This window comes from Gimesia aquarii, assembly GCF_007748195.1.
Lineage (GTDB): Bacteria > Planctomycetota > Planctomycetia > Planctomycetales > Planctomycetaceae > Gimesia > Gimesia aquarii.
Genome location: NZ_CP037920.1, coordinates 175,283 through 188,619, shown reverse-complemented (window position 1 = coordinate 188,619; position 13,337 = coordinate 175,283). Strand labels below are relative to the sequence as shown.

Below are 13,337 nucleotides of genomic sequence, written 5' to 3'. Positions count from 1 at the left end.
GAAGCGAAAAGGTTTTACGATTTTCGAGGCTTTCATATCAATGATTCTCGTAAGTGCTACTCTAGCTATTTCTATTCCCGCATTTAGAGTTGTTAATCTACAAAGAAGATCAATTGACGAGCGATTGTTGGCCACAACAGCATTAGCGAATCTGGGGGAGAGGATCACAGCTGAAAATAATTGGAATAGTCTTAATCTAGAGAGATTGAATCAATACAAATCAAAACTGATTAATCAAGTTGATCTAAAAGAACCTCAATTAAAAGTAGCTCTTGTTGAAAAAGAATCTGACCTGAATATTCGACAAGTGCGTCTCCAGCTTTCGTGGAAAAACCCCCATGGTCAAAAGGTTGATCCGATTCTACTTTCTCTCTGGTTCCACGGCAGGAGAGATAGCAATGAATAAGCTAAGAATGATTAAGACGGTACGAACAAATTCCACATTAAACAGTACAAGTGTGTTACCTAAAGGAGTTTCATTAATCGAGATGTTGCTGGCTATGGCTCTGATATCCGTTATTTTTACTTTAGGTGCTTCGATTCTAGCATTTCTGATGCGAGTGGAAATGGAAGGTACAAATCGGATTCAAAAGACTTTCAACCTGCAAAGACTTTCTTATCAATTTCGAGAGGATGCAAGAAGCGCTCAAAGTGTAGAAATTGTTCCTGAGGATAACAAAAAAGCTACAATTCTCAAATTCGAGATGAAACCCGAAACTTCAATTCTTTATTCAGAAAATAACCAGGGAAATGGGATTCTGCGTGTAAAAAAGCAATCAAATAAAACCATTACTCGAACTGAATATCCGATCTCTGAAGATACGCTTTACTTTGAAATTGAAAAACAAAACCCAATCCTAATGGTCTCTATGAATTTTAGAATACTTCCAGAAGTACTACATGAAAACCAAACGCTCAACAAACCTGGTAACTCCTTCAAAGTAGAGTCTCAAGTAAACCGTAAATTTTCAATTCAAAAAAGAATTCCAAAATAAAATAGAATTGAAGAAAATGATGAAACAAATAACGGATCATTCAAGGTCAAACATTTCGGAAAAGCGACAAGGAGGTAAAACGAATCGGGGCGGTTCAGTTGCTCTGATCCCCATGATTTGTCTCATACTGTCTTTGACAATCATTGGAGAACTACTGAAGCAATCATCCACCGAAATCAAGCAGTTAAAAAAAGAGCAATACCGTCTTCAATCTATTTGGTTAGCAGATGCTGCGGCACAGCGCGCAATCACAAAACTTAATAATCAAACCGACTATGATGGAGAAATGTGGTCGCTTTCACCTGAAGACATTGGTGGAGAATTTCCCGGCGAAGTTCTGATCGAAATTGATCGTTCCATTCAAAAAAACAATTCGATCACAATTCGAACCACAGCCAGTTATCCTGCAAAGTCGACAGAACGGGTCCGTGTCATACGTGAATGGCCATTTCAGTTAAGAATTATCGCAACTAATAATTAAATTCTTTTTCTGATTATAACAATATTACATCGAAAGAATCATTATGTCACATTCCCATTTTCAATTGACAGAAATGAGATCCCGTCGTGGATTTACGCTCATTGAATTGCTAGTTGTCATCGCCATTATTGCAATCTTAATTGCTTTGCTCCTGCCGGCAGTTCAGCAGGCAAGAGAAGCAGCACGACGCTCTTCTTGTAAAAATAATCTGATGCAGATTGGCGTTGCTCTCCAAAATTATGAGATGGCTCATAACGTTTTACCTTCTGGCACGGTTAATCCAACAGGCCCGATTCGAAACGAGGCTAAGGGATACCATGTGAGTTGGATTATACAAATTCTACCGTATCTAGATGAACAGACTGCTTTTAATAAGTTCGACTTTAACCAAAGCGTTTATGACCCCATTAATAAAGAAGTGGCCGACTACCGTATTTCGACTTTACGCTGTCCTTCAAACCCCAATCGTGGGCATTGTTACGCTGGAATGCAGAACGATATAGAAACACCCATTGATGTCAATAATAACGGTGTTTTATTCTTGAATAGCAGTGTTCGCTATGATGAGATTTTAGACGGAAGCTCAAAAACAATTTTTGTGGGAGAAATTACACAAGGAAATGAGCTGGGCTGGGTTTCGGGAACTCGATCAACGCTGAGAAACGCGGGTGAACCTATTAATTCTAATTCTCCTAATTTTTTTGCGGGACAAACTTCCTTTGAACAACGTTTTGACTCGGAAGATGTTGAAGAAGACACTGAGAATGAAGAAAAAAGTCCTGAATCTTCCGGCAATGAAAATGAAGCACTGATAGTTGGCGGATTTTCCAGTTACCACACTGGTGGGGCTCACTTCGGGTCAGGTGATGGCTCAGTACGTTTTCTAAGTGAGAATATCAATACCAAAACTTATCAAGCGCTAGCTAATCGACACGATGGACAACTAATCTCCGAGTATTAAACGATCAATCATGAAAAAACTTAATATTATGTTTTCTAAGCATAGAGCTTCCCAGGTTCAATCCGGATTTGTACTGATTGAGCTAGTTGTAGTTATTACCATTATTGCAATTTTAATTGCGCTTTTACTTCCCGCAGTTCAGCAGGCTCGTGAAGCAGCACGATGCACAAATTGCAAAAACAACTTGATGCAGATTGGTATAGCACTCAATCATTATCAAATGGCTCACTTAGTCCTTCCTTCGGGATCTGTCAATTCAAAAGGACCTATTCTCAATCATCCAAAAGGCTATCATGTAAGTTGGGTCATTCAGATTCTACCATTTTTAGATGAAAGAGCCGCTTTTCATAGTTATGACTTTCGTTATGGCGTTTATGCCCCCATCAATCGAACAACGGCAAATTATCGTCTCTCCGGCTTTATATGCCCATCCAGCTCTAATCAAGCATACAATTATGTCGGCTGCCACAATGACACAAAAGTACCAATTGACACTGGCAATAACGGAGCCTTATTTTTAAACAGCAGCATTCGTGAAAAAGATCTTAAAGATGGACGTTCACATACGATTTTTGTCGGAGAAGCCTGTGATGGAGGTTTTTTGAGTTGGACTTCTGGAACTTCATCTACACTCCGCAATATGGGAACTAAAATTAACACTGTCATGTCAAATGGAAATATTTTCAAGCAAAGCTCTCCATTTGGAAGAGCTGGTGGTTTTTCTTTCGAAAAAGAACTGTATGACGAAGAATATGAGATGTCTGATTCACCATCAGACGACTTAGACATCAAAAAAGAGAAAGTACCCCTGACACCCAAACAACGACAGCTTTTGCTTCAAGTAGGTGGATTTTCAAGCTTTCATGCGGAAGGAGCTCACTTTTGCATGGGAGATGGTTCGGTAAGATATATTGGACAAAAAACTGATTTTGAAATTCTAAGGAATCTTGCCAATCGTCACGATAGCAACTTGATTGGAGAGTATTAACATTTCCCTCCTGAAGATGAAGCTAGCAAATTTTGGATTAGCGTGGAGCATCTTTTTTTTGATGGCCACATTTTTGTTTCCTCAGTTTGTTGAAGCAATTGAGATTCATGATATCCGCTGGGGATTTAATGGCAGTCCAGTGGCTTTTAAAATTAACCCCGTTACGATCTTAGTTGAAAATACTGACCCGGTACCATTTGAGAGTGACTTCATTTTTCACCAAGAGACCTTTCGTGGACAGCAAATTGATATCACACTTTCGACTTCAACTTATATCGCGCCTTTTGAAAAAAAATGGCTCCAGTTCTATCCCTATCTCATGGAGTCTAACAGTCATTGGAACCTAAGCTGGCAAAGTGGTAATAAGCAACATTCTCAGTCTTTTTTGTCACCTCAGGTTTCGAAAGAACTCATAACGGTTCAATTAGTAACACCAAATAGTTTAAGCAAAGCCATTCCAGGAATTAAACAGTATCCTGAAGACCTGTTTCCACCTTTTTTAGGGGCAATTGATTCATTAGACACAATTATTTTGGACCATGTTCCCAAGTGGGAAAAATCTCGCAGAACAGCGTTTATGCAATGGATATTTACCGGAGGGACCGTACATCTTTTCCAAAATTCGAATGGGAACCCACTTACGTTTCCCGATTCCTTTTTACCTTTAAACAGTACTACATCAACTGTTCATTTTGGGAATGGAATTATCTACCGTCATCAGAATCGTTTGGATGACTTACCATCGCTGGAACTTAAGCAATTAATTATGAGAAACAATCGTTCCTTAGAAAGCCAATTCATGAAAGGAGAGAGAGCTACCTCTTCGCAAAATTCGAATTTCTCTTATGATGAATTTTCTGCGGTCTCATACAATCCACCAACGAATGACGAAGAAATTTTAGCGACATTGAATGATTTAAGTAAACCAAAACAAATTTGGTACTTCATTTTTTTGCTCTCGTTCATTTACTTAATTGTTGCTGGACCAGGCTATTATTTGATTACAAAAATTTCAAATAACCACTTCACTTTTTATGGTGTCTACTTATTAAGCACAGCTATTTTTTGTTTCATTTTCTTGATAATTGGACAATACAGCGCAAATCGCACATCCAAAATACATTCGCTAATCATCGCAAATATATTGCCAGAAAATGAAATCGATATCACAGAATGGTCGAGCCTGGGGATTGCATCGGGGGGGAATTTTACAATATCCCATCTCGGTGACTCACACATCTATTCTACATGTCAACAATACTCAAAAGTGAATGGTATTGCCATCAGTGGAAGGGAAGGGAGAATACAGGTTGATATTCCGACAAACTCATCTCGCACCTTCTTTCATCGAGGGAAAACTACAGAAACCATTTTTGGTGTAAAAATCAATTCATTTCTAACGAATGACCTCGGAATAGAAGTGCTTTCACTGGGAATTGATAACGATTTTCCCCAGGAGATTGACCAGATCCATTTCCTGTATGGTGCAAAGTTATACGAGCTAAAGAAAGAAAAGGATCAGTTAAAATATCGAGGTACTTCCCGAAATCTGCGTTCAGTTCTCAGCGTAAACCCTCTCCATGATGAGTATCGTTTCACTCCAAAGGGAATTAGCTCTTTTGTCAAACCACAAGACCTGCAAAATAGTCTCTCTATAAAACACTTAGCCCCAATTTTACTGCAACGTGCGTTGAAACTTTCATCAAGAAAACAAGGACTTAATTTTCAACTTACTAGTAACCATGGAAAGCTTTTGGTTTTCAGTTCAATTCCCGATAAATTGTTTCCTGAATCTCCTGACCTTTCTCGAAAAGAGGGTCTGGTGCTCTATTGTCTCGATGTTCCACTGACAGGCCAAGCTGGTTGAGAGTCTTATTTTTTTGAAAGTCGCTGAATATGTTTCGAGGATCTTTGATTTTTTGCAGCTTCTCATTAAAAAAGGATATCCTTCTCAAAAAAACACACATTCTTCGTTTTGCGTGTGTTGGGCTTGTTTTTTTAATTCTATTTTCTTCTTGGTTAACCAGCTCAAGTACAAGTTCTCCAGGACTCGATTTTTTCACAAAAATTGTTTGGCTTAACTTCTGGCTGGTTACACTGACGGGAATTGGTTTTTTTTCAACGGCCATCACTGAGGAAAAAGAAGAAGAAACACTTCCATTGTTGAAATTAGCTGGTATTAATACACTCGCATTACTTTTGGGGAAATCAACCGTCAGAGTCTCTAGAGTGATCTTGTTGTTGATTGGACAACTCCCTTTCTTGATGATCGCCGTTGCTTTGGGAGGAATTACATCTCACCAGATTTATGCCGCAATTGGAGCGATGGTTGCTTATGTCTTACTAGTAGCCAATTTTTCCTTACTTTGTTCTGTTTACGCAAAACGTTCTGGAACAGCAATTGCTCTTGTATTGACTGCATTTTTCCTCTTTTTCTTCTTCCCCTTCCTAATGACAGAATTCTTAACAGACCTTCAGTCACGAGGATATGTGACAACGAATGATTCTCTTTATCAGGGCATCCTATTTTGTGTTAATTATTGTAAAGAAATTTCGGTGACCAATAGTCTCAATACAATTCTGACGACAGGTTATTCAGAATCAGTGATGACTACTCAGGTCATCAATAATTTATTGATTGGATTGAGTTGTTTTTTCATCGCCTGGTTAATCTTTGAGCGTTGCACAGAAACGAAACCGGTTTTAGAAAAACGAAGCAGGATAAAATGGTATAAACGAAAAAGAAGAAAATCGAGACCGGGACGACTGGCTATTTCCTGGAGGGAATTTCACTTTTTATCTGGGGGTAATAGAGCATTACAGCTCAAGTCGACCCTTTACTTGTCTGGTATTCTGACGATCGTAGGAGGGGGAATGATCTTGGACCAATACTCCAGTCCTACTTTTGTTTTTTCATATTCATGGAAGGAGTTAATGAATACATCCCTAATATTATTAGTTTCTGGCTTTGTAGTAGAATGCACTATCTATTTTTCCAGAATCTTTCGTGAAGAAAGAACACAAAAAATGATCCCGTTGCTCTCGATTCTCCCCCTGTCAATAATGCGTATTGCTTATGAAAAAATAGGGGGCTACTTACTTGCTTTGATGCCAGTTTGTATTGGGATTTGTATCATTGTACTTATTTCACCAGATAGCGCATTTAATCTTTTTGACTCAGGATATCACTCTCTATTTATTGTCTTTTTAATCCAGTTAGTTCTATTCCTGCATTTCCTGACTTACTTTTCTATCGTTGTGCGTTGGGGGGCTCTTGCATTTGCAGCTGGCACTATGATTTTGATGGCATCTTGTGCGACACCGTTTTTACAAATAACGTATCTTCTATTTGGTAAGGTTTTTGGCGAAACGGGTTTTCTCTTGCCTTTATTCTATTTAAGTCTCTTGAGTTGCTTTGTATTACAAATATTGATTGGAAAGCGTTTGAATCAGATTGCTTCAGAAGAATAACAAGTTACATATGCTGAGCTTACTTTTATAAGAAAGCCTGCTTTAATTTAAGACCAGCTAACTGAACCGCTTCAAATGCCCGATCATATAGGTCCGAACGTCTAAAGAAACCATGGATCATATCTTCATAATTAATGTGCTCAACGTTGTTTCCGAAATGCAGCATTTGTTCTACATATTGTACCGCTTCAGAATAAAGGGGATCGTATCCCGCTGTAATTACTATCGTATCAGGTAACCCGGTTAAGTCTTTACAACGCAATGGAGAAGCGTAAACTTCGCGGCCAGCGGATTCATCAGGAAGATACTGCTCCCAAAACCACTGCATAGCGCGTTTAGTTAAAAAGTAATTGATTCCATACTTTTGGTATGATTCTGTATCAAACCGATAGTTGGTGACAGGATAAACCAACATTTGAAAGGATAAATTCAGCTGTTGCGACTGTCTTGCTTTAAGAGCAACCGCAGCTGCCAGATTCCCTCCAGCACTATCACCACCAACCGCGATTCTATTTTGATCGATGTCTAGATCATTGGCATTACTTGAAACCCATTCTGTTGCAGAATATGCATCTTTGAATGGCAGTGGATAGGGATTTTCTGGAGCCATTCTATAATCGACTGAGATAACCTTACAATCTCCCGTACCTGCTAGATCCTGGCACAATCCATCATAAGCGTCCAATGTTCCCATTACCCAACCACCACCATGAAAGTAAACAAGAGCAGGAGCTTTGGAATTAGAAACTTCCGAGATACTTGCAGGTGTGTAAATTCGGATTGGTATTTCTGTGTCATTGACCAAGAGCACTCGATTTTCAATCTTTTTGGCTGGAATGTGAGCTTCAGGGGAGGGAGTTAGGGTGGACCGTATAAACTCTGGAGTGATCGTTTCAAATGGAGGTATGTCTACTTTTGAAATCTCATCAAGGTATCTACTAACCTGAGGGTGGACCGACATTTGAAATTCCTTGGAGGGATTTATCTGCTTGATTCACTAAGTAAGTATCTTTTAATTATCAATAGTTGAATACGTGACATGCCAATTATAACAAATACATCTATTATCCCGATAATGGTCTAATAGAATTCGTTTCAAAAAAAAGCGCTCTCGGCAACGGACGTTTTTTTGAACTATAGTAATCATAGTGAAGTCTGTAGGTTTTTTTGTCAAATTTTAAACATACAGTTGAAAATCTATTCATCCAAAAATGCAATTCACACAGGGAAGTTTAAAAATGAGTCCCAATCCCATTCGCGTCTTAGTAGTCGACGATTCAGCTGTAATTAGAGGTTTGGTTTCGAAATCCCTCGAACAAGAGACTGAAATTGTTGTTGTAGGCACTGCTATGAACGGTGAGCGTGCGTTAAGCTGGATGAGTTCCAATCCTGTTGACGTTGTAATTCTTGACGTCGAAATGCCGGTTATGGACGGGTTGACTGCTTTACAAGAGATCCAAAAAGATTACCCAGGTGTACCAGTAATCATGGCCAGTGGATTGACTAGTAAAGGAGCAGAAACCACTGTTAAGGCCCTTTCGTTAGGTGCAGTTGGTTGTGTTGCGAAGCCACAGACAAGTAGTGCTGCTGAGAGTATTCGTGTACTCTCACGCGAACTGGTAATGATGATAAAAGCTGTCGGATCTAAGAAAACAACGCCTTCTTCATCTAGTGATCTAAAGCAAAATCGCTCAAGTCATCAATCACAATTGGCTCATTCTGACTCACAAAACAAGGATGTATATAACAAAAACTTAAAGTTCTATAAACAACCTGAAGTTTTAGTAATCGGTACAAGTACAGGTGGGCCTAAAGCGCTTGCAGAATTATTGCCTCAAATACCAATTGATTTCCCAATTCCAATTCTGATCGTCCAGCATATGCCACCAGGATTTACAGAAATGCTGGCGTCTCATATCCAAACAGATACTGGACGAACGACCGTAGAAGCTAAGCATAATGAACCGCTGGAATCCCATAAAACTTACGTTGCACCAGGAGGCAGCCATCTCCTGATCGGTGAACAAAATGGTCAAAAGGTAACTCTAATAAACCAAGCACCTCCCGAGCATTTCTGTAGACCTTCTGTGAATCCCTTGTTTCGATCTGCTGCGGAGCACTTTGGAAACACAACCTTAGCCGTGATGTTAACTGGAATGGGTGAAGATGGGATTGAAGGTACCCATGATATTGCTCGTGCAGGCGGTACAATTATTGCGCAAGACGAGGCAAGTAGTGTTGTATGGGGTATGCCAGCAGCAGTCGCTGGGGCTGGGTTAGCTGATAAAATCTTACCCCTTTCTCAAATTGCAGCAGAAATAAAGTCACAGTGTTTAATCCGAGCATAATTACGCCTCGATCTAAAAAGAGCTTTTCTCAAGAGAATAATATCGTCACAATCGATAATCCTGTAATGACCCGGCAATCTAAGAAAATCGCTTTAAAAGTCGATTTTCAGATTCACCTAGTGTGATACTCATGAGCATTACGATACTCTAAAATGACCTGATAAAGGCTATTTCATATTTAGTGTTAGCCAAAACTTATCAGATTCACGACTATATTACCCACTCAAGAGATTGCAGCTTTGAATCTGTCTGGTTGGATGTGAAGCTTACACGATCTTCTACTTAGATTTCATCCATGCCGAATTGAAAAAGTAGCTTTTAGATCGCCCTAGTTTTTCAATTAGAAAACCAGATTTTTGTTGATCGCCAGTATCGTTCACCCCCCTCTGAACGGTGCTGGCGTTTTTTATTAGTTTCAATCTCAAATTAAGAATTATCCCTACCTTAATATTAACGACAACATTTCGTTAATTCTCAGTTGTTAATAATGAGACAGCTTTTGCCTGCTATGATCGCTGCATTCCCTACCCTCAACATTTCCCTTAAATCATTCTCATAATCTTTAAACGATTACCACAACCACATCAATCACTATCCTTTTGAAAGATATAGTTTGCAGGAGGTATATGCCCTATCCTTGCAGCAGTAGATTCCCCTGTTCAGTGAAAACATCTCATTTTTGAACACACCAGATTTCATGAAACAGAATCAATTGAACAATCAATCCATTCAAAAGCAAAGACCTTTTCACCACCTCACAACAAAATTGAGAAAGTGGCCTATCTCAAATCGGCTTAAAATTGCCTTTGGATTACTGGTGTTAGTACAAGTTGTAAGTGGCTTGGTGACTTTCTATCAGATCTCAAATATAAATCAAGATATTTCACGGCTTGTGAATGTCGAAGAACCACTCGAAGAATCAATTCTTGAGATGGAAATTAAAGCAGGAGAAATTGCGCGAGCTGTTCTAGATTATGTGCGGGATCGGAACCCAAAGGACCTCAGTAAACTGAATATTTCTAGAAATGGTTTTACGAAAAGTCATATCCAATACCAAAACCTCGCATCAACGAAACAAGAAAAAATCTTGAGCCAAAAAATTGGTACAAGATACTCGAACTATAACCAAATGGCGACTTCAATTACCAGTTTGGTCGACCAAAGAGATGCTGCCTTAGCTCAATTTATGAAGCAAGTAAAGCATATCAATAAGCTCATTGAAAGTGAAAGACTGGAAACAAACGTCGATACGCCTGATGGTGAGATTGTAAGAGCCGATGCTTCTCACAATATGGAAAAATATCTCAATATTGCTTTTGGCTCAGTTGAGGAATATATCGTTCAGCGAAATCACAGTTTATTATCTCGTATTTTTGATGCAGAACAAAAATTCAAATTTTTTGAGCGAAAATATCTAAATTCGATGTCTGATCACATTGAGAAACAACGGATAAAAGACATTGGTAATGAGTTCGAAAAAGCAAGCGTTCAAGGCAATCAAGTCATGAAAATCACGATTGAATTGGACCAGCTACTTGCTAGTTTCGAGCAGAATCTGGATTCAATTGACGAGTTGCTGCATAATCAAGCACATCCCTTGATCTATGCTAAAACAGTACAAGCAACCCATGATGCAGATTCTTCAATTCGATCAGCTAAAATAGTAATCAGCTTATTAGCCATCATTGGTACTGTCTTTGGCTTGTTTTCAGCTTGGATAATCTCACGTGGAATTGTGTCTCCGATACTAGAACTTTCAGAGAGCGCAGAACTTATCGCAGCTGGTAAAGTTGAACATCGTATAGAAGTTGATTCTCAGGATGAAATAGGACGCCTGTCAAAAACATTTAACCATATGGTAGATGACCTTGTGATTGCTCACCAGGAGGCCGAACAAGCCAGCCACATCAAAAGCGCTTTTCTGGCTAACATGAGCCATGAGATTCGCACACCTATGACTGCAATCTTGGGTTTTGCAGAAATTATGCGACAAAGAAATGAAGACCCGGAAACAATTCGGCATATTGATACCATTAAAAAGAATGGTGAGTATCTACTTGAATTGATCAATGATATTCTAGACGTTTCAAAAATTGAAGCAGATAAACTTGAAGTAGAAGAAATCGAATGTTCACTTATAGAACTAATTGAAGATGTTAAAACATTGATGGAAATTCGAGCAATCGACAAAGGACTCAAACTTCTCGTAAGAATCGATGGAAAAGTCCCAAGATTTATTCTTAGTGATCCTATTAGGCTTCGTCAAATTCTTATAAATCTGCTGAGTAATGCGATTAAATTTACTAAACAAGGAAGTGTTCAGCTTGTTATCAGAACCATTGAAGAAGATTCTAAAAGTCCGTGCTTACAGTTTGATGTCATAGACACTGGAATCGGCATGACAGAAGAACAAATTTCTCGACTTTTTCAACCATTTGCTCAAGCAGATTCATCTACAACTCGTAAGTACGGGGGAACAGGTTTAGGCTTAACTATATGCAAACGCCTTTCCAATATTTTGGGTGGGGAGATTTATATCAACAGTGAATACGGAATTGGAACAACATTTACTGTGACTATAAAAATGAGACCGATTTCTGATAAAGAATCTTTTGATGATCAGATTTTCAAAAACGAAGTCAAAAAGGCATTAAGCAAAACTGGCACTACATCTGACTTCGAGATGAACTACAACATATTATTGGCCGAGGATGGCTTGGATAATCAGAAATTAATTAGCTTTTTACTTAAGAAATCAGGAGCAAAAGTCACTTTAGCTGAGAATGGTCAAATCGCAGTCAATTTAGCACTAGAGGCAATAGAGAAAGGCAATCCTTTCGACGTAATATTAATGGATATGCAAATGCCGGAACTAGATGGGTATGCTGCTACAAAAGTACTTCGATCAAAAGGCTTTGAGTATCCGATTATTGCTTTAACGGCCCATTCAACAAACGGAGCAAAAGAAGAATGCATCGCAGCAGGATGCAATCATTATGCGACTAAGCCCATTAATCGTACCCAATTCTTTACAACAATTCAGAAAAGTATCACAGAGTATCGAGAACATATGGGAACGACGCATTGATCAGGACGACGACGCACGCTCCAAACGGTTGTTGATCGTTCTTCCCAATCCTTTTTCTGGCATACGTAATGCAATAATATTATCAATTTCTGCTTTATCAAGATTTCTCAGCGCTGTAAAAAATTTGCACGCAGCAAGTTTCAAATCACCTGCTGGAGAGAGTATTTCCTTAGCTGAAAATTGGTATCCTCGCAAGCATGTTTCCTCTATTGGGTATAAACTTAACAATCCATTTCTACCAGTTTTAGGGATCTCATCCGAATTATTCACGATGAATAAGCGAGTCTTTGGGGCATAATGCTTAGGCAGCATGCCAGGGCTGAGAGGAGAGTTCGTCTCTGCATGATCTTCGATCCTTGCAATTTGCACCTCCCCGATACACGATTCAATTTCTTCAAGCGAAACTCCTCCTGGTCGGAGTAAAATAGGCGAGCCCTCGGCACATTGAATTACTGTAGATTCAACTCCCACAGAACACGGACCTCCGTCTAAAATGAGTTTAATTTCGCTTCCAAGTTGTTCTTCTACATGCTTGGCTTGAGTGGGACTAAGATTGCCAAACTTATTAGCACTGGGTGCTGCAATAGGTAAGTTTGTCGTTTCTAATAGCTCTCGAGCGACGGGATGGGCAGGAATACGAACAGCAACTGATTCTAAACCTGCTGTGACAAGATCTGGAATCACTTTCTTCTTAGGAAGTACCAGCGTCAAAGGTCCAGGCCAAAATCGGTCTGCCAGTTTTCTAGCGTGCTCTGACAACCCTAAAGTTATATTTTCAAGCTGAGCGACATTAGAAATATGAACGATTAATGGATCAAAGTAAGGCCTTTGTTTCACTTCAAATATCTGAGCCACTGCTTCTGGATTGAGGGCATTTGCTCCGAGACCATAAACCGTCTCCGTTGCAAATGCAACAAGCTCACCATCACGAATCAACTTTGCGCCGGCTTTGATATCCTGGCTGATTACGCACTTCATTTTACATCTTAAGAAATTAACAAACAA

At 39.2% G+C, this 13,337-nt stretch carries 11 protein-coding genes; 9 read left to right on the top strand and 2 right to left on the bottom strand.

Features of this window, described 5'->3' with window-relative positions:
- The first annotated feature begins 40 nt into the window (after window positions 1-40).
- The 7 genes from V144x_RS28230 (at window position 41) to V144x_RS00740 (ending at window position 6,896) form a co-directional block, all read left to right on the top strand.
- Window positions 41-406: a hypothetical protein gene (locus V144x_RS28230; RefSeq protein WP_197998707.1), complete on the top strand. Its 366-nt coding sequence runs from the start codon at window positions 41-43 to the stop codon at window positions 404-406.
- Window positions 399-995 (top strand): PulJ/GspJ family protein, encoded by a 597-nt coding sequence (locus V144x_RS00765; protein ID WP_197998706.1) that lies wholly within the window; start codon window positions 399-401, stop codon window positions 993-995. The genes V144x_RS28230 and V144x_RS00765 overlap by 8 nt, the downstream gene beginning before the upstream one ends.
- A 16-nt stretch (window positions 996-1,011) precedes the next feature.
- Window positions 1,012-1,476 (top strand): hypothetical protein, encoded by a 465-nt coding sequence (locus tag V144x_RS00760; RefSeq protein WP_144979918.1) that lies wholly within the window; start codon window positions 1,012-1,014, stop codon window positions 1,474-1,476.
- 43 nt (window positions 1,477-1,519) lie between these two features.
- A complete protein-coding gene (locus V144x_RS00755; protein WP_315852406.1) occupies window positions 1,520-2,437 on the top strand; it encodes a DUF1559 domain-containing protein in 918 nt (305 codons plus the stop codon).
- Window positions 2,438-2,447: 10 nt separating this feature from the next.
- Complete coding sequence (locus tag V144x_RS00750; protein WP_144979915.1) at window positions 2,448-3,425, top strand: DUF1559 domain-containing protein; 978 nt, start codon at window positions 2,448-2,450, stop codon at window positions 3,423-3,425.
- 61 nt (window positions 3,426-3,486) lie between these two features.
- Entirely contained in the window at window positions 3,487-5,292 is a 1,806-nt protein-coding gene (locus V144x_RS00745; protein ID WP_144979912.1) for a hypothetical protein, read from the top strand.
- Window positions 5,293-5,321: 29 nt separating this feature from the next.
- Window positions 5,322-6,896, top strand: a complete 1,575-nt coding sequence (locus tag V144x_RS00740; RefSeq protein ID WP_144979909.1) for a hypothetical protein — start codon at window positions 5,322-5,324, stop codon at window positions 6,894-6,896.
- 25 nt (window positions 6,897-6,921) lie between these two features.
- Here V144x_RS00740 and V144x_RS00735 read toward each other — a convergent pair whose 3' ends face one another.
- Window positions 6,922-7,857 carry an alpha/beta hydrolase gene (locus V144x_RS00735; RefSeq protein ID WP_144979906.1) on the bottom strand — a complete coding sequence of 312 codons (936 nt, stop codon included), beginning with the start codon at window positions 7,855-7,857 and terminating at the stop codon, window positions 6,922-6,924.
- Between the two features lie 277 nt (window positions 7,858-8,134).
- On the opposite strand from V144x_RS00735, the gene V144x_RS00730 reads away from it, so the two are divergent.
- On the top strand, window positions 8,135-9,244 hold the full coding sequence (locus V144x_RS00730) for a protein-glutamate methylesterase/protein-glutamine glutaminase (RefSeq protein ID WP_144979903.1): 1,110 nt from the start codon (window positions 8,135-8,137) through the stop codon (window positions 9,242-9,244).
- Window positions 9,245-9,941: 697 nt separating this feature from the next.
- Window positions 9,942-12,332, top strand: coding sequence for an ATP-binding protein (locus V144x_RS00725; protein ID WP_144979900.1), 2,391 nt, complete (start codon window positions 9,942-9,944; stop codon window positions 12,330-12,332).
- On the opposite strand, the gene V144x_RS00720 is transcribed toward V144x_RS00725, so the two are convergent.
- The gene (locus tag V144x_RS00720; RefSeq protein WP_232102671.1) at window positions 12,333-13,337 is read right to left on the bottom strand and encodes an L-threonylcarbamoyladenylate synthase; all 1,005 of its coding nucleotides are present in this window, start codon (window positions 13,335-13,337) and stop codon (window positions 12,333-12,335) included. It lies immediately after the preceding gene.